Source organism: Actinoplanes sp. NPDC051494 (genome assembly GCF_044454705.1).
Taxonomy (GTDB): Bacteria; Actinomycetota; Actinomycetes; order Mycobacteriales; family Micromonosporaceae; genus Actinoplanes.
Window position 1 is genome coordinate 92,326 of the sequence record NZ_JBITDZ010000007.1, and the last position, 17,991, is coordinate 110,316.

14 protein-coding genes are annotated in these 17,991 nt (G+C 72.4%); 9 read left to right on the forward strand and 5 right to left on the reverse strand.

The genetic code is table 11. From position 1 onward, the window contains the following. The first annotated feature begins 148 nt into the window (after positions 1-148). Positions 149-1,603, forward strand: coding sequence for an amino acid permease (locus tag ACIA6A_RS23945; protein WP_396100058.1), 1,455 nt, complete (start codon positions 149-151; stop codon positions 1,601-1,603). Beyond that, on the forward strand, positions 1,600-2,460 hold the full coding sequence (locus tag ACIA6A_RS23950) for a universal stress protein (RefSeq protein WP_396100059.1): 861 nt from the start codon (positions 1,600-1,602) through the stop codon (positions 2,458-2,460). Before ACIA6A_RS23945 ends, ACIA6A_RS23950 begins: the two co-directional genes overlap by 4 nt. Positions 2,461-2,463: 3 nt before the next feature. Here ACIA6A_RS23950 and ACIA6A_RS23955 read toward each other — a convergent pair whose 3' ends face one another. The 5 genes from ACIA6A_RS23955 to ACIA6A_RS23975 form a co-directional block, all read right to left on the reverse strand. Continuing rightward, positions 2,464-3,453, reverse strand: a complete 990-nt coding sequence (locus tag ACIA6A_RS23955) for a serine/threonine-protein kinase (protein ID WP_396100060.1) — start codon at positions 3,451-3,453, stop codon at positions 2,464-2,466. 3 nt (positions 3,454-3,456) lie between these two features. Next, positions 3,457-4,359 carry a hypothetical protein gene (locus tag ACIA6A_RS23960; RefSeq protein WP_396100061.1) on the reverse strand — a complete coding sequence of 301 codons (903 nt, stop codon included), beginning with the start codon at positions 4,357-4,359 and terminating at the stop codon, positions 3,457-3,459. Between the two features lie 10 nt (positions 4,360-4,369). Next, the gene (locus tag ACIA6A_RS23965) at positions 4,370-4,720 is read right to left on the reverse strand and encodes an S-adenosylmethionine decarboxylase (RefSeq protein ID WP_396100062.1); all 351 of its coding nucleotides are present in this window, start codon (positions 4,718-4,720) and stop codon (positions 4,370-4,372) included. Between the two features lie 436 nt (positions 4,721-5,156). Then, positions 5,157-6,071, reverse strand: a complete 915-nt coding sequence (locus ACIA6A_RS23970; protein ID WP_396100063.1) for a hypothetical protein — start codon at positions 6,069-6,071, stop codon at positions 5,157-5,159. A gap of 79 nt (positions 6,072-6,150) precedes the next feature. Continuing rightward, positions 6,151-7,086 (reverse strand): sulfotransferase domain-containing protein, encoded by a 936-nt coding sequence (locus ACIA6A_RS23975; protein ID WP_396100064.1) that lies wholly within the window; start codon positions 7,084-7,086, stop codon positions 6,151-6,153. An 825-nt stretch (positions 7,087-7,911) separates the two neighbouring features. Between ACIA6A_RS23975 and ACIA6A_RS23980 the strand changes: the two genes are divergently transcribed. From ACIA6A_RS23980 to ACIA6A_RS24010, 7 genes are all read left to right on the forward strand, one after another. Beyond that, complete coding sequence (locus tag ACIA6A_RS23980) at positions 7,912-8,883, forward strand: glycosyltransferase family 2 protein (protein WP_396100065.1); 972 nt, start codon at positions 7,912-7,914, stop codon at positions 8,881-8,883. Positions 8,884-9,054: 171 nt separating this feature from the next. Next, complete coding sequence (locus ACIA6A_RS23985; protein WP_396100066.1) at positions 9,055-10,017, forward strand: glycosyltransferase family 2 protein; 963 nt, start codon at positions 9,055-9,057, stop codon at positions 10,015-10,017. Next, on the forward strand, positions 10,014-11,342 hold the full coding sequence (locus tag ACIA6A_RS23990; RefSeq protein WP_396100067.1) for a glycosyltransferase: 1,329 nt from the start codon (positions 10,014-10,016) through the stop codon (positions 11,340-11,342). The genes ACIA6A_RS23985 and ACIA6A_RS23990 overlap by 4 nt, the downstream gene beginning before the upstream one ends. A 110-nt stretch (positions 11,343-11,452) precedes the next feature. Then, the gene (locus ACIA6A_RS23995) at positions 11,453-14,317 is read left to right on the forward strand and encodes a hypothetical protein (RefSeq protein ID WP_396100068.1); all 2,865 of its coding nucleotides are present in this window, start codon (positions 11,453-11,455) and stop codon (positions 14,315-14,317) included. Next, positions 14,314-15,162, forward strand: coding sequence for a DUF1616 domain-containing protein (locus tag ACIA6A_RS24000; RefSeq protein WP_396100069.1), 849 nt, complete (start codon positions 14,314-14,316; stop codon positions 15,160-15,162). Before ACIA6A_RS23995 ends, ACIA6A_RS24000 begins: the two co-directional genes overlap by 4 nt. 72 nt (positions 15,163-15,234) lie before the next feature. Next, positions 15,235-16,908: a hypothetical protein gene (locus ACIA6A_RS24005; RefSeq protein ID WP_396100070.1), complete on the forward strand. Its 1,674-nt coding sequence runs from the start codon at positions 15,235-15,237 to the stop codon at positions 16,906-16,908. Between the two features lie 138 nt (positions 16,909-17,046). Next, positions 17,047-17,919: a bifunctional 5,10-methylenetetrahydrofolate dehydrogenase/5,10-methenyltetrahydrofolate cyclohydrolase gene (locus tag ACIA6A_RS24010; protein WP_396100071.1), complete on the forward strand. Its 873-nt coding sequence runs from the start codon at positions 17,047-17,049 to the stop codon at positions 17,917-17,919. The last annotated feature ends 72 nt before the right edge of the window (positions 17,920-17,991 follow it).

Consider the following 17,991-nt stretch of genomic DNA (forward strand, 5'->3'; position numbering starts at 1 on the left):
GCGCAGGGTGCCCCGGCTGTCACCCACCGCACGCCGAGATCGGCAACCCGGGCGGCCAAGTTTCCCGCATCGCGCCGATCATCTTGCGGGTCCGAGCAGATGACCACCACGGTGACAACGGCGGTTGTCAATATGGAGGGCGGGCCACATGACTACCAGCTCGAACCGTAAACCCGGGATCTTCGCGATCCGCGATGTCCGGTCCCTGATCACCGAGACGGCGCAGGAGGGCCACGGGCTGAAGAAGTCCGTCGGCTCGCTGCAACTGACCGCGATGGGGGTCGGCGCCATCATCGGCACCGGCATCTTCGTGGTCATCGGCGAGGGCGCCGGGGTGGCCGGTCCCGCGGTCATCCTGTCGTTCGTGCTGGCCGCGGTCGCCTGTGCGTTCTCCGCGCTGTCGTACGCCGAGCTGGCGTCGTCCATCCCGGTGTCCGGCAGCGCCTACACCTACACGTACGCCACGCTGGGCGAGATCGTCGCGTGGATCATCGGCTGGGACCTGATCCTGGAGTACGGGGTGAGCGTCGCGGCGATCGCGGTCGGCTGGGGCGGCAACCTCAACGCGTTCCTGGACGCCGCGTTCGGCTGGACGCTGCCCGACGCGATAGCCAAGTCGCCCGAGGACGGCGGGATCTTCAACCTGCCGGCCGTGTTCATCGTGCTGGCGATCACGCTGCTGCTGGTCCGCGGCGTCACCGAGAGCGCCCGGGTCAACCTGGTCATGGTCGCCGTGAAGCTCTCCGTGCTGGTGTTCTTCATCGTGGTGGCGCTGTTCAATTTCGGCACCGGCAACTTCCACAACTTCGCCCCGACCGGGGTCGACGGCATCACGTCGGCCTCGGCGATCATCTTCTTCGCCTACATCGGGTTCGACGCGGTCTCCACCGGCAGCGAGGAGGCCCGCAACCCGGCCAAGGACCTGCCGCTGGCGATCATCGGCTCGCTGGTCATCTGCACGGTCTTCTACGTGCTGACCGCGGTCGGCGCGATCGGCATCGCCAGCCCGGCCGAGCTCGAGTCGAGTGACGCGCCGCTGGCCGCGGCGCTCGATCAGGGCGCCGGGATCAGCTGGGCGGCCGGGCTGCTCGCGCTCGGCGCGGTGGTCGCGATCACCAGCGTCGTGCTGGTCATCATGTACGGCCAGACGCGCATCTTCTTCGCCATGTGCCGTGACGGTCTGCTGCCGGTGCGGCTGGCCAAGGTCAACCAGCGGTTCGGCACCCCGGCGCGGCTCACGGTCGGCCTGGGCGTCCTGATCGCGATCCTCGCCGCGCTGGTCCCGCTGTCCGAGATCGTCAAGCTCGTCAACATCGGCACGCTGTTCGCGTTCGTGCTGGTCAACATCGGGGTGATCATCCTGCGCCGGACCCGCCCGGAGATGAACCGGCCCTACCGGGTGCCGTGGTCGCCGGTGCTGCCGATCCTGGGCGTGCTCTTCGCGGTCTACCTGATGAGCGACCTGCCGCTGTCCACCTGGATCCGGTTCGTCGTCTGGCTGATCCTCGGGCTGGGCATCTACTTCCTGTACGGCTACAAGCACTCCCGCCTGCGCACCCAGGCCCCCGGAACCCCGGGCGGGGTCCGGCTGGAGGACAAATGAGTGCCCCGGTGATCGTGGGGGTGGACGGCGGCGAGTCCGGCCGCGACGCACTGGTGCTGGGCGAGTGGGCCGCGGCCGTGCTCGGCGCGCCCCTGGTCGTGGCGGTGGTGCACCCGGCGCCCGCCGCGCTCGGGTCGGGCCGGGTCGACGCCGAGTGGGTGGCCGACCGGCGCCGGTCCGCGCAGGCGGTGCTCGACGGGGCCCGCGCGGTGCTCACCACCGCGGCCGAGTACCGCACGGTGGCATCGACGTCGGCCGCGCACGGCCTGCACGACCTGGCCGAGCAGCTGGGCGCGGAGGCGATCGTGGTCGGCTCGGGTCGCGCCGGGCCCCGGCACCGGCTGTTCCCCGGCAGCACCGCCGACCGCCTGCTGGCCGGCAGCGTCTGCCCGATCGCGGTGGCACCGGCCGGGCTGGAGCGGGCGCCGGGCACGCTCGGGCGGATCGGCGTCGCCTATGTGGACACCCTCGACGGGCGGGCGGCGCTGGAGGCGGCGGCCCGGCTGGCGGCCCGCACGAGGACGCCGGTGCGGATCTACACGGTGGTCGCCGACGCGGACGCGACGCTGCCGTTCCTGGTGGGTCAGGACGCCGAGCACGCGTTCCTCGACACCGCGCGGGAGACGTTCGAGCAGTCGCTGCGCCGCGCGGCGGAGTCGGTCCGGGATCTGCCGGTCGACTGGGAGATCCGTACCGGTGACGTGGTGGACCAGCTCGCCGAGCTCGACGACGTCGACGTGCTGTTCTGCGGCTCCCGCGGGTACGGCCCGGCCCGGCGGGTGCTGCTCGGCGGCGTGTCGACGCGACTGCTGCGGCGGGCCCGCCGCCCGGTCGTGGTGGTCCCGCGCAGCGGCTGAGGCTCAGGCCCGGTGCCGGCCCCGGCGGCCGGCGTACTCCGGGGTGCCGGCGTCGTCGTGGTCCACCGGGACGGCCATGTCGGTGGGGGCCTCGGCGGCGCGTTCGTCCCAGGTGGAGACCGACGGGCGGGGCACCCGGGTGCCCACGTCCATCAACGGGACGTACACCCGGGCGTCCACCGCCTCGGCCAGCAGCAGCGCCGCGACCAGCGCGGGCGGTCGTTCCAGCGGGTCCTTGTCGAGGCAGCGCGAGCACAGGTCGAGGACCTCCGGCGCCAGGCCCGCGATGACCGGCAGCGGGTCCGGGTCGAGGTAGCGCTGGGCGTGCACGAGCGCGGTGCCGGATTCCACCTGCCACGGCAGCCGGCCGGAGAGGCAGTGGTAGAGCAGCACGCCGAGCGCGTACATGTCCGAGGCCGGGGTCGCGGGCAGGCCGTCGAAGCGTTCCGGGGCGACGTAGGCCGGGGTGCCCATGACCGGGCCGTCCGGGTCCGGGTCGCGGCTGCCGGTGGCGGCCGCGATGCCGAAGTCGAGGACCTTCGCCCCGGACGGCGTCAGCATGATGTTGGACGGCTTGATGTCGCGGTGCACCACCTGCTGGCCGTGCGCGGCGGCCAGCGCGGCCGCGACCTCGGCGCAGACCCGCACGGCGATCCGCCAGTCGAGCGGGCCGGCGGTGAGGTGCTCGCTGAGCGTCTGGCCGTCGATCAGTTCCATCACGATGTAGGGCACGTCGTCGCGGCCGGGCCGGGGCGAGGTGCCAAAGTCGTGGACACCGGCGACGTTGGGGTGGGCCAGCCGGGCCGCCGAACGGGCCTCGGTGCGGACCAGGTCGACGCCGTCCACGGCGCCGAGCGTGCCCTCCACCGCGGGCGCCATGATCTTGACCGCGACCGGCCGGTCCAGCACCTGGTCGTGCCCGCGCCAGACCTCGGCCATGCCGCCGACACCGATGCGGTGCTCGAGCTGATACCGCCCGCCCAGCACCCGCATCCGTCATCCCCCCGTCGACCGCCCCGTGCGGTGGTCGGGTACCCGGGCCTCACGCAGCACAAACGTCACGTTCGGATCACTGTCCCCGGGGACCACGATCAGGTGGTCGAGACCCTGTCCGGTGCCGACCCGGCGGGCCGCGGTCGCGGCCATCCTCGCGTACACGAATCGCCTCAGCCCACCACGGCGCAGCAGGCCCGGACCCGGGCGCGCGCCCCGGCGCAGCGTCGCGGCGTGCCGCACGACGGCCGGGGCGATCGCGGGGAAGTCCATGTACACGGCCCGGTTCTCCGGCGAGCCGAGATAGGCGAACGGCCCGGACCCGGCCAGCGGTCGCAGCGGGGTGCCGAGCAGACCGATCCCCCGGTACGCGCCGCGGTCGAGCATCGAGACCGCGTGCCGCACCCCGCGGCGCTGCCCCATCACCAGGAAGGTGCGGTACAGCAACGAGCTCACCAGCAGGGACGTGCCCCGGCCGCGGTACTCCGGGCGGACCGCGAGGGTGGCACAGTCCCAGACCGTGCCCCCGTCCATCCCGTGCGCGGCGAGGATCTCGTCCACGCCGACCCCGATGTGCCCCGGCGCGTCGTCGATCGTCTTGACCCCAGCGCCGGTGCTCTCGATCATGCGGGCCACCCCGGCCGGGATCCCCCGGCGGCGGTCCAGGACCACGAAGAAGAGGCTGTTCTTCTCGTACGGGCCGTACTCGGCGGCCATCACGGTGGCGTCGTTGCCGAACGTGGCATCGAACACCTGCCGTTCCAGCGCCCGGCCCACGCCGGCGAGCTCGCTGTCGGTCGCCACCACCGCGCAGACGAACCGGTGCCGGCCGGGGTGCTGCTCGAGGAACTCCGCGGTGACCCGGCGGGACCGGGCGGCGCTGACGTCGTACCGGATCGCGTCCATGACCGGCCGCTCAGAACTCTTTGCCCACGATCTCGGTGGCCCGGAAATAGTCCCGGGTGAAGTCGAGCACGGCCCGCGGGTCGAACGCCTTGCAGGTGTACAGGTCGACGCTGAAGAACGAGATCGGGCGCTCCCACGAGTAGAAGTGCGCGCCCGAGGTCTCCCAGTGGATCCAGCCGGCCCAGCCGTAGCGGTCGCTGACGTGGGTGACCGGCTCGATGAGCGTGATCATGCCGGTCACCGCCGAGAGCTCGCTGAGGTAGTCCCTGATGTGCGCGTCGGTGATCGCGAACGACGGATACCCCTCGACGACGAGGCGCTGACGGGTGATGTCCGGGGCTAGGTCCTGGAAGTCCAGCATCGGGCGGTGGGGCTCCTTCGGCGTCACGACACATCGACACGGTTCGTGGCCACACCGAATTGGTACGCGTACGCGACGTGGCGGGCCGCGCACCACTCTGTGTCCAATGTGGTGCCAGGACAAGCCATCGTGGGCGACCTGACACGGGTAGCCAGATCGGATCAAACGGCCATGCCGAGGTCGATCACTCAGCGTCACGCAGATGGTACACACAGATAGACACGCACCGCGACGAGAAAGTCACGGAAAAAAACATGGCGGGACCCGTCTTTGTGAGACAGGCCCCGCCACTAGCGGTCACTCGGTCTGCAGCCGCCGTTGGTGATGGCGGGGGCACCGGTGGACCGGGCGTTATGGGGACGACAGTAGGCGAGGAAGATCACGGTGTGTCATCCGGGGGGAGAGCGCGTGACCCGGCTCTCATCGGGTGCGGGAATCAGGGCGCGATCTCGGTCCGCAGGTCGTGGGCACCGTCCGCGCGGGTGGCTTCGTAGTACAGGCGGGTGCGGCCGTCGGGCAGCTCGACCACGCTCACGTAGCGCAAGCCGTTGGGGGCGTGCGGGCTGCCGAGCGGCTCGCCCTCCTCGGCGGTCAGCACGCCGAAACTGCCGTCGGGCCGGCGCACCCCCCGGGCCACGCCGGTGCGCTCCTCCCAGTTCTCCCCCGCGGTGGCCCGGCCGTCGTACGCGGCGAGGATGGTGTCGCCCTCGACGCCGACCGACGAGACCCGCACCCCGCGCGTGTCCCACCGGCCCGGGCGCCCGGCCAGCGCGGTGCCCCGCCACGTCCAGACGATGCCGTCGGGACTGGTGGCGTACTCGGTGGTCATCCGGTCGGCGTCGTCCCAGGACTCCAGCGGGTGCACCGACGCCCAGAGGTGCCAGCCGTGCTCGTCGTGGTGCAGGACCGGATCCTTCACCCCCACGGTCTCGTCGCCGGCGAGCACGGTGCGGGCGGGCGCGGTCGACAGCCCCTCGGGCGTCGCCGCCTCGACCATGTCGACCCGCCAGTGCTTGGTGCCCGGCGTGGCGGCACTGACATACAGACGCCAGCGCCCTTGCGGGGTACGCACGAGAGCCGGCCGTTCCAGCGACTCGGCCCCGAACTGGTCCTTGGTGACCTCGGCGACGACCTCGAAGCGCACGCCGTCCGACGAGCGCGCGACGACGTTGGAGATGCCGCGCCCCTCGCCGATCGGCAGCCGGAGGCGGTAGGCGAGATAGATGTGACCGTCGGCGACGACGGCCGAGGGAGCCCCGGCCCACGCACCCGGCTCGTCACCGGGCGGCTCGACCACCACGGTCGAGTCCTCCCAGCGAGGCAGTGACAACGACTGAGTTCCGATGGACAAAGCGGCTCCGTTTCGTGGCGTCAGCGACACAGCGAAGAGTATCCGCCCAAGTTTGCATTATCCATGGGAAAGATAGGGATTAAGCGGCGCTGGCGTGTCGGTCGACGGCCAGCCAGTCGTCGTACGACTCCCCCGTCACGTCCTGCAGCAACGCGATGTCGTCGGCGAACAACGGCAGCAGCGCGGCCCGCTCCTGCGGCGTGGTCACCGGCCGGCTGCCGGTCCGGCGGTGCAGCAGGGTCAGCAGCGGGCCCCGCGCGGCCAGCCGCAACGGCACCGGGAACCGGTGACCGAACGACCCGCCCGCGCGCAGCAGGCCGCGCAGCACGGTGTTGAGGGTGTTGTCCTCGACCACGTGCCGGTTCACGTTCTCCTTGGGGATCTCGCGCAGCACGCCCTGTTGCACCCCGAGAAACGCGCAGACCCGGTCCAGGGTTGCGGCCGGCGCGTCCTTGAGATCGCGGTAGCGCATCAGCAGCACCTGCTCGCGCGGGAACACCTTGTAGAGGTGCTGCACCTGCCGGCCGTACAGCCCGAGGCTCACGTAGTGCCAGAAGTCGGCCCACCCGTCGGCCCGGCGCCGCTCCTCGGCCCGGCACGCGGTCAGGAAGTCGGCCTCCGGCTCGAGCCCCGCGTTCCACAGGTGCGTCCAGTTGGAGTGCGCCCGGTCCACCGGGTCGCGCAGCAGCACGATCAGCTTCGCGTCCGGCACGAGCGCCCGGATCCGGTCGTGCGTGCCGTTGTCGTACAGGTAGAACGGGGTGGCCTCGCCCCGCAGCGCACCCGGCGGCGCGGCGTCGAACAGCGCCTCGTAACGGTCCCGGCGCCAGACGTGTTCCTGGTAGGTCTGCACGTCACCCGGCCCCCCGCTCGCCGGGGGCCGCCCGTCGGTGAGAAAGAACTTCGGTTCCTTCACCGCGGGCAGGAAGAGCCCGGGATGCCGGACGAGCGCGGCGTGCAACGCGGTCGTCCCGGCCTTGGGCACACCGGCGATCAGGAAGTCAGGAAGCGGCACAGGGGTCTCCCCTCGTCGACAGGGCACAGCGCCAGTAAGCCTACAGATCCAGTAGGTTTTCGCACCCCGCCGCCCACCACGCGGAACCGCTCAGCCGCGCCGCCGCCACCAGGGGATCTTACGGAAGCGCGGGCAGATCTCGGGGCCGCACAGCGCGCACTCGCTGCCGGGCCGGTAGTGCTCGTGGGCGTCCTTGCGATGGCCGCAGACACACTGCGCGCCGGGGCCGCTCACCGGATCACCCAGCGTACGGACGGCCGATCGGCCCGGGCGGCACCGCCGGCCCCGGCACCCGGCGAGTTGTCACTCGTCATGACCTCAGCGTAGACATCGACGGGCGATCATGCGCGGCGGCCGGGAAACAACCGTCCTGCAACCGTGGCTTGTACGCAGGGTTACATCACTGCGCGTGAGCCGGGTCACGGTAACAAGTCGGACATAAATTATTTGCGAGGTGCGTGCCCGCGATCCCCCGGGTCGGCGAAATAGCCCTTGGTCACGTTTCCACACCGCCGACCGCCCCGATGTCCGTTACGGAACGTGATTGGTGGGACGGAAGGGTGATCTTGTTACCTGTGTGCATAGCCGCAGCTCAGCCGATTGGTCAGAGGTGGCCGCACGGATATCGACTCCCCGTCCCTTTGGTTAGTTGACGCTACGTAGCGTGTTGCTAGATTTGGGGGCAGACGCCGACGACCTGGTTCTCCGCTCCCGGAAATCCTTGAATCCGTCGCTTCTGCCGCCCCCGAAGGGAACGACATGCAGCTCCCCCCGTCCTCCGGCAACACAGCGAGTAACCGTTCTTCATCACCGTCCGTCAGCGTCGTGATCCCGACACTGAACGAGGAGCGGAACCTGCCCCACGTGTTCGCCAAACTTCCCGCCGGTATCGACGAGGTGATCGTGGTGGACGGCGGCTCCCGGGACCGCACCGTCGCGGTGGCCCGCGAGCTGCGGCCGGACGTCGTGATCGTGCAGCAGACCCGCACCGGCAAGGGCAACGCGCTCGCGTGCGGCTTCGCGGCCTGCACCGGCGACATCATCGTGATGATCGACGCCGATGGTTCCACCGACCCGGCCGAGATCCCGTCGTTCGTCGCCGAGCTCGTCGCGGGCGCCGACTTCGTCAAGGGCTCCCGCTTCTCCAAGGGCGGCTTCAGCCACGACATCACCCCGCTGCGCAAGCTCGGCAACGACGGGCTCAACCTGGTCGTCAACGTGCTGTTCGGGACCCGGTTCACCGACCTCTGCTACGGCTACAACGCGTTCTGGGCCCGCGTCGTGCCGACGCTGGACCTGCCGGACCCGGCGCTGCCGCGGCCCAGCGACGGCGCGAAGCTGTGGGGCGACGGGTTCGAGATCGAGACGATGATCAACATCCGGGCCGCGGCCGACGGCATGAAGGTCGGCGAGGTCGGCAGCGTCGAGCACGCCCGTATCCACGGCGAGACCAACCTCAACACGTTCCGCGACGGCTTCCGGGTGCTGCGCACGATCTTCAGCGAGTACGGCCGGACCCGCCGGATGCGCCAGCTCAACGCCGCCCGCGGCGCCGTGATCGTGCACCAGCGCCCGGGCACCACCGCCCCGGCCGGCAGCACGCAGGCACGCACGCTCAACAAGGTCGTCAACCGGCCGCCGTCAGCCGGGACCGGCGCCGCCGCCACCCGTCAGCACGTCGCGAGCGTCAACCGGGGCCCGCGCCGGGACGAGCAGGTCACCGGCCGCCGCAACGAGGCCGGCACCCGCACCGACGACATCCGTGCCATCCAGGCCCGCACGACCAGCGACGACTGACCCTCCACCGCACCGCACCACCGGCCGCCCTGCCAGCGCTTGCCCGCCTGGTCCGGCGACACCTCTCTCGCACCACCCCGGCCGCGCGCGGCGACCGGCCCGCGACCGCATCCGACGGCCGCCGGGCCGCCCCCGCACCGCCGCGGCCACCCCGCCCGAGGAGTACCCAGCGTGGAAAGCACCCCCCGTCCCGCCGTCAGCATCGTCATCCCGACGCACACCGAGAAGCGCTGGGCGACGATCGTCCGCACGGTCGCCGCGGTGAAGTCGCAGAGCTATACGCCGGCCGAGATCGTCGTCGTCGTGGACCACAACCCGGCGCTCTACCGCCGGGCCCGGCGCGACCTCGCCGGCGTGACGGTGCTGGAGAACCTGTACGCCCAGGGCGTCTCCGGCAACCGCAACACCGGCGCGTTCCACACCTCGACGTCGCTGATCGCGTTCGTCGACGACGACGTGACGATGGGCCCGGACTGGCTGGGCAACCTCGTCGCCCCGTTCAGCGCCCCCGAGGTCATCGGCACCGGCGGCGGCATCACCCCGGCCTGGGAGATCGCCGAGCCACGCTGGATGCCCGCCGAGTTCCTCTGGGCGGTCGGCGGCTCGTACGCCGGCATGCCCACCACCGTCTCCCGGGTCCGCAACGTGTGGTCGGCCGGCATGGTGGTGCGGCGCGACACGTTCCTCGCGGTCGGCGGCTTCCGTACCGGCTTCGGCAAGCTCGGCAAGCAGAACCGCCCCGAGGACACCGAGCTGTGCCTGCGCATGAGCGCGCACGCCGGTGGCCACTGGATGTACGTCCCGGACGCCGTCATCCGCCACGACGTCCCCGCCGCCGCCTCGACGTTCGGCTTCTTCATCCGCCGCTGCTACGCGGAGGGCCGCGGCAAGGTGGCGATGGCCGGCCTGCTCGACGGCTCGCAGAGCCTGGGCTCGGAACGCGACTACCTGCGCTCGCTGCCGAAAGCCGTGCTGCGCAACCTCGGCGCGACCGCCCGGGGCCACGGCGTGGACCACGCCCTCAAGGCCGGCGGGGTGCTCGCCGGCGTCGCCGCGGCCGGCTGGGGCGGCGTCGTGGAGACGGTGCACGCGAAACGTACGGGACAGCCCGTCACCGCCGGAGCGACCCGATGACCGCCGACGCGCTCACCGCCCCGGAACTCACCACCGGCGACCTGCCGGCCGTGGTGCTCGACCTCGACCTGGCCGAACCCCTGCCGGCGGTGCCCGCGACCGGCACCGACGGGCGACGGGTCCTGCGCGCCTGGGTGCTCGTGCGACTCTTCAGCGAGCCGCTGGGGACGGTGCTGACCGGCGTACCGGAAACCGGTCTGGCCCCCGCGCAGCTGGCGGCGGCGATCGACGCCGAGCTGGCCACCACCCTGGCCCCGCGCCTGGCCGACCTCGGCCTGAGCGCCCTGCCGGTGGACGGCATCACGACGGCGGCCGAACCGGCGTTCCTGGCCCGCCGCCGCGAGGTGCTCGCCGATGCCCCGCCGATCACCGTCGTGGTCTGCACCCGCGAACGGCCCGGCGCGCTCGCCCGCTGCCTGGACAGCCTGCTCACCCAGGACTACCCGGACTTCAAGATCCTCGTCGTCGACAACGCCCCGGTCACCGGAGCCACCGCCGAGGTGGTCGGCTCGGCCGCCCGCCGCGGCCCGGTGAGCTACCTGAAGGAGCCCCGGGCCGGCCTGTCGTTCGCCCGCAACGCCGCCCAGGCCGCGGCCGCCGGCGAGATCATCGCCTGGATCGACGACGACGAGTACGCGGACCCGAACTGGCTCGCCGAGATCGCCCGCGCGCTGGCCGAGCACCCGGAGGCGGACGTCGTCTCCGGCGTGATCGTCCCGGCCGAGCTCGAGACCCAGGCGCAACTCTGGTTCGAGCAGTTCGGCGGGCACAGCAAGGGCCGCGGCTTCCGCCCCGACGTGTTCAGCCCGGCCACGGCCCACATCCAGAGCCCGCTGTACCCCCTGCCGCCGTTCGGCACCGGCGCCAACATGACGTTCCGCCCGGGCGTCATCGAACGCGTGGGCGGCTGGGACACCGCGCTCGGGGCCGGCACCCCGGCCATGGGCTCGGAGGACACCCTCGCGTTCACCCAGGTCCTCGTCGGCGGCGGCACCATCGTCTACCAGCCGACGGCGATCACCCACCATTACCACCGGCGAGACGTCGAGGGCCTGCGCAAACAGATGATCGGGTACGGGGCGGGGCTGACCGCCGCGTACACCAGCCTGCTGCTCAAGCGGCCCGGACTGCTCTGGCCGCTGCTCAAACTGGCGCCCGGCGCTCTGCGGGACCTCACCAGCAAGGACAGCCTCCGGGTGTCCACGCTGCAGGAGGACTTCCCCCGCGAACTGCTCGGCGCGAACCGGCGCGGGATGCTGGCGGGGCCACGCGCGTACCTCAAAGGCCGGCGCGCGGCCCGGGCCAAGCTCCGGGGCAGCCGCTGATCGTGCGGTTCCCCGGACAATCACCCGAGAAACGGGGCATTCTCGGTGCATATGTGGCAAAAGATCGGTCTCCGGCGGACCGTCCCGCTGACCGGCGGAACGGCGGCGGAATGCTGAACACCCCCGACCCGGCGCCCGACCGTCCCGAGCCCGGCACCCCCGAGCCCGGCATGCCCATGCCCCAGACCCCCACGCCCAGCTCTCCCGCGCCCAGCTCTCCCGCGCCCAGCTCTCCCGCGCCCAAGATCGCTGCGGCCGAACCCGTCACGCCCCAGGCCACCGCATCCCAGACCTCCGGTCCCGGCACCGGGACCGCGAAAGCGGGAGTTATCAAGGCCGTGTCCGGCGAGGAAGCCGAAACCGCTCCCGGCGGGACGGCTGGGGTGAGCACACCGTCCGGCAAGGAGGCCGGGGCGGCCTCCGGGGTCGAGACCACGGCGTCCGGGAAGACGGTCGAGGCCGAAACTTCGCCCGGCGGGACGGCCGGACCCGGCACCACTCCCGGCCAGGCAGTCCCGTCCGGCACCACTCCCGGCCAGGCAGTCCCGCCCGGCACCACTCCCGATCAGGCAGTCCCGTCCGGCACCACTCCCCGCGGGACAGGCCCGGCCGGGGACGCCGATGGCCAGGTTGCCGGGGATGCGGGGTCCGCTGATCCGGTGCTCCGGCGGGCCGCGCCGCTGACCTCGATCCAGTCGGCGGAGATGCCGCGGGACCCCGAGCCGGTCGACACCGGCCGAGAATCGGATAAAGCAGGACAGAACGACGCCGAGTCTGCACCTGAGGTAGAGGTCGAGCAGGACGAGGGTGACCCTCAGGTCGAGGCTGAGACCGACCCCGAGGCCACCGCGATCATCGTGCTGCCCCGCCCCGCGCTGCCACCGGCGGACGACTCGGACGAGACCGCTGTCATCCCCCGGGTACGCGACGACGAAACCATCGTGCTGCCCGCGCGCGGCGATCCGGCCGAGGCCACCCAGGTCATCCGGATCTCCACCGCCGACGACACCCAGGTGATCCGGACGGGCGACCCGGACGCCACCACGTTCATCCCGGTCGTGCCCGGCGGCAGGACCGGCACCAAGGCCGGCACCACGGCCGGGAGCGTCCCCGGGAAGCCGGCACCACGGCCCGCGCGGCGGTGGGCGGCGGTGGACCTGGGGCACGCGCCCGCGGTGCTGCTGATGTCCGCGCTGGGCGTGCTCATGGTCGCCCTCGGGTATGCCGGGGGGCGGATCGGGACCGGTAACGACCAGTTCGCGTACTGGGTGGGTCAGGTCGTGGTGTTCACGCCCGTCGTCGTCCGGCTGCTCAGCCGGCGGATGGCCGGCGCGGCCGAGTCGTTCCTGCTGGTCATGGGGCTGGCGCTGAACCAGTACCTGTTGAAGTGGATGTACAGCCCGGACCAGTTCCGCTTCCCGGACGAGTTGCAGCACTGGCTGGGCACCACGGTGATCATGGAGACCGGGAAGCTGTTCCAGCCGAACCCGGCACTGCCGCCGGCGGTCAACTTCCCCGGGCTGGCCGAGATGGGCGCGGCCATCGGTTCGCTGACCGGGCTGCCCGTGGTCGCGGCCGGCACGCTGGTGGCCGGCGTGGCGCGGATGGTGTTCGTCGCGACGATGTTCGCGGTGGTGCTGCGGGCCAGCCGGTCCCCCGCGGTCGCCGGGGTGTGCTGTGCGATCTACGCGACCGCGCTGCACTACCTGTTCTTCAACTCGAGCTATCTCTATCAGACCGCGGCGCTGCCGTTCCTGATCCTGGCGGTCTGGTCGACCCGGCGCTGGCGTACCTCCGGGGGCTGGCAGTTCCTGTCCCTGGCGATCCTGTCGATCGCGGTGGCCACGGTCAGCCACCACATCACCGCGTTCGCGCTGGTGCTGACGCTGTCGCTGCTGGCCGTGGCCGAGCTGGTGCTGGCCCGGCCACGACGGTGGAGCGCGCTGATCGTGCCCGGGATCGCCGCCGCGGTGGTCGTGACGTGGATGACGACGGTGGCCCGCGACGTGCTGGGCTACCTCGAGGCGCCGGTCGAGCAGATGGTGTCGACCGTGCAGAACCTGGTCAACGGCACCTCCGAGGCGTCGTCGACGACCGCGGCGGTGAGCATCGGGCAGCTCGCGCTGCAGGGTGCCGGGCTGGTCGCGCTGTTCGTGCTCTATCTGGCCCTGCTGCGCGACATGCTGCAGCGCCGTGACCGGGACCCGTGGCGGTGGGCGGCGATCGCCGGTGGGGCGCTGTTCTTCGCCGGCAACGGGGTCCGGTTCCTCGGGCAGAGCGGGCCGGAGATCGCGGGGCGGCTGTCCACGTTCACGTACGTCCCGATCTCGATCGTGGCCGCGATCGCACTGGTCCGCGGCGTCCAGCTGATCCCCGAGCGCGACAGCGACGGCAAACGGCAGTGGCGGGCCGCGGCGCCGGCCATCGACTACATCGCGCCGGGCAACTGGAACCTGTACAGCCGGGTCGCGGCCGGGTCGCTGACGATCACGATCCTGATGATCGGCGCGCGGGCCGGCGGCTGGCCACCGATCGGGTCGATCCTGCCGGGCCCGTACCTGGCGGGTGCGTTCGAGCGCTCGGTCGACGAGTACGGGGTGGCGGCCGCGTACTGGGAACGCGACACGCTGGGGCACGCCAACCGGGTCGGCGGTGACATCACGTCGGTGTCGCTGGCGTCGACGTACGGGCGCCAGGACCCGGTCCGCGAGGTCGGCACGCTGTTCTACTCCGACGAGTGGAGCCTGGACGACGAGAACCTGGTCACCGACCTCCAGGTGCAGTACCTGGTGGTGGACAAGCGGCTCGGCGAGCAGCTGCCCGAGGGTGAGGCGTACTTCGAGAACGATCCGCACGCCGGGTCGATCACCTCCCCGCTGACGGCCCAGCAGATCGGCAAGTTCGACGACCTGGCCGGCGTCGACCGCCTGTACGACAACGGCATCGTCCGCGTCTACCGCATGGGAAACCTGTGAAAGCCTGGATCGCCGCCGCGACCGCCGTGGGCTGCGCCGCGCTCGTGCTGCTCACCCCCCGGCCGCTGGACATCGCCGGGGGGCTGCTGCTCGGGTTCGTGCTGCCCGGGTACGCGCTGACCGGCGCGCTGTTCCCCCGCCGGCGCGCCCTCACCCGGATCGAGCGGGTGGTGCTCGCCCCGGCGCTGAGCCTCGCCACGCTGGTGGTCGGCGGCCTGCTGCTGTACGTGTGCCGCGCCCCGCTGAACCAGGTCAGCTGGACCGCCCTGACCGCCGGGGTGACCCTGGCCGGGCTGGTCGCCCAGGCCGCCCAGGCCCGCGCCACCGGGTCCCCGGAACCGGCGCCGGCCCCGCGGTTGCAGGCGGCCGGCGCGACGGGTACCCCGGCCGAGGCGCACACCATCATGATGTCGGTGGTGCCCGCGGCCGCCGTGCAGGAGCCGGAGGCCCCGCCGCCGGGCCGGTTGCCGCGCCAGCTGCTGCCACTGGTGCTGGTGGCCGCGATCCTCGGCGGGGCGGCGTGGCTGTCGGTCGAGACCTCGCTGTCGACGTCGTCCACGACCTCGGTCACCGCGTTCTCGGCGTCACCGCCGGGCCGGTCCGACGCCGACGGGAACCGTACGGTGGTCCTGAAGGCGACCGGGTTGCTGACCAGCGAGTCGCCGTACCGGGTGACGATCAGCGCGGTGGCCGGCGACACCGCCGGGACCCGTGACGTGACCCCGGACCGCGACGGCGAGTGGACCGAGACGGTCACCGTGCCCGACGACGTACGGGTGACCTTCGACCTGTACCGCAACGACGGCGACCTGTTCCGCTCGATCTCGGTCAGCGCCGCGGAGTGAGAAGTTCTTCCCCGCGAAACATGGAACGTCCACGATGGTTGCTCGCCGTTCATCTCCAGCGGGGAGCCACCGTTGCGCGCTCACGAACACCCGGCCGCTCCGGTCCCGCGACATGACACGGTTCTTCCCCGGGCAGACCGGGCAGACCGGGCACCGCTGACCCCGCAGGCGGTTCTGGCGCTGCAACGCGCGGCCGGTAACGCCGCCACGACGGCGGCCCTGCCGGTGATCCAGCGCGCGGTCGGGTTCGAGTTCGAGGCCCAGTGGAAGGTGCGCCGCCAGGACGGCACCGCGCCGGAGGTGCACGAGGCCCCGGCCCGGCGCTACGACGAGCAGCACGGCACCAAGCTGCTGGAGATGGTCGCGTCGCCCGCCGCGGCGTCCCGGATGGCGCTCTGGTTCCCCGGGCATACCGAGGAGCTGACCCACCTGGCGGCCGGGAGCCCGCTGGTCGAGCGGGGCGAGGGCGCACCGATGCCGACCCCGGCCGGGGTGGACTGGCTGGAGACGGCCCGGCGCCTCGACAGTCACGGCTACCGGCGGGCCACCCTGGAAGCCAACGTCACCCGGTTCCTCGGCGGTGAGCTCGCCGAACCGCCGCTGCCCGGTGTCTCGCTGGACAAGCACGAGCGGATCGCCGACGGCGACCGGTACCGCCTCGAGGCCGACACCAGCCCGTCCGGCGGCTCGAACCTGGAGTGGGTGACCGAGCCGCTGGACACCCGCGCCCAGGTCGCCACCGTCATGAACGCGATCACCACGATGGCCGGCGGCATGGAACAGCGCCGCACCGACCGGGAGATCCCCGCCCCCGAGCTCACCCCGCCCGGCCACGCCGGCCTGGTGATCCACCCGGACGGCCGGCCGCTCGACTTCAGCCCGCAGGCCACCGCGGGGCTGGCGCTCGACCGGATCGCCGCGATGGCCGAGCACCTCACCACGCCGGGCAGCGCCGACGGGCAGGAGTACTTCCGGGAGAACACCATGCGCCGGTCCGTGGCGGGGGCCCGGACCCGGGTGGACGCCGCGCATCCCGGCGACCCGGGCCGCGACGCGCTGATCGGCCTCGTCACCCTGCTCGGCAACTACCTGAACGCCGCGGACGGGATCCAGTCCGGCGGCAACAGCAAGTCGATCGCCGGCGGCCTGATGTCGCGGACCGACTTCGCGCACAACTTCCAGCTGCTCCCCGAGCCGCTGCGCACCCGGTACCAGGCCGCTCCGGCCGCGTTCGCCCAGCTCGTCACCGGCTCGGCCGACAACAGCGACCCGGTGTTCCCGCTCGAGGTCGAACGCGGCGCCGCCGGGGCCCGGTCGCGGACCCGGATCCGCCTGACCCGGGGCGACTGGCTCACCGGCATCGCCCGGGGCCAGGACCTGCTCAAGAACCATGCCAACTTCACCGACACGCAACGTACGGGCCTGAGCGCCGAGCACGCCGAGGACTCGAAGGCCGTCCACGACTCGCTGGGCAAGCTCGGCACCGTCCCCGACCTGGTGGGACCGGAGGCCGCCCGGGTCATCGCGGTCGTCGCGGAGTTCCGGCGGATGCGCGACGGGAAGGTGACCGCGGACCTCGTACCCTTCGCGTTGCGTCTGTTCGATCTGGTCGAGACCGTGAACGCGGGACTGCCGCTGGGCGACGTCTCCAGCGCGCGGACCACGACCCGGCTCGGGCCCGGGCTGCTGACCCGGCTGGGTGATCTGCTGCTCGGCTGCTGCCGCGGAGCCGGGCACGACGGGTGACGCGATGCGGCACCGGGGCGCGGCACCCGGCATACTGGGCGGCGAACACGCGACTGGCGGCATCGAGGATGGGGACCACCATCGGGGAGCTCGCCGTGGGGGCCGTCCGCCTGGGTGCCCACGCTGAGGGGGGGAAGCATGTCCGCAGACACTCACGAGGCGCGCCTGCTGCCCGGCAAGCCGGTGGCCGACGCGGTGCTGGCCGACGTGGCGCAGCGGGTCGCGAAGCTCAAGGAGGCCGGGGTCCAGCCGTCGCTGGCCACCGTCCTGGTCGGTGACGACGACGCCAGCGCCGGCTACATCCGGATCAAGCAGCGGCAGGCCGGCGAGCTCGGCTTCGTGTCCCCGCACGAGCACCTGAGCGCCGATGCCACCCAGGCCGACCTGCACCGGGTCATCGACCGGCTGAACGCGGACCCGTCCGTGCACGCGCTGCTGATCCAGTACCCGCCGCCCGCGCACATCGACTACGACGCCGCGCTGATGTCCGTCGACCCCGACAAGGATGTCGACGGCATGCACCCGCTCAACCTGGGCCGGCTGTCGGTGGGCCTGCCCGGCGCGCGCCCGTGCACCCCGGCCGGCATCGAGGCCCTGCTCGCGCACTACGAGATCCCGGTCGCCGGGCGCGAGGTGGTCATCCTGGGCCGCGGCGCGACCATCGGCCGTCCGCTGGCCATGATGCTCTCGCAGAAGCGCCCGACCGCCAACGCGGCGGTCACCGTGGTGCACACCGGCGTGCCGGACTGGCAGCGGTACACCCAGCGCGCGGACGTGCTCATCGCCGCCGCGGGTGTGCCCGGCATCATCCAGCCGGAGCACGTCAAGCCCGGCGCCACCGTGATCGGCGCGGGCGTCCGCTACGAGGGCCGCCGCCTGCTGCCCGACGTCGCGGAAGAGGTCGCCACCGTGGCCGGCGCGCTCACCCCGCGCGTGGGCGGGGTCGGCCCGACCACGGTCGCCATGCTGTTCCGCAACGCGGTCGAGGCCGCCGAGAAAGCCGGCCGCTGACCTGACCTGACCGGCGGCCGGCCTTCCCGGCCGGCCGCCGCCAGCTCATCCGGCCGGGCTCATCCGACCGGG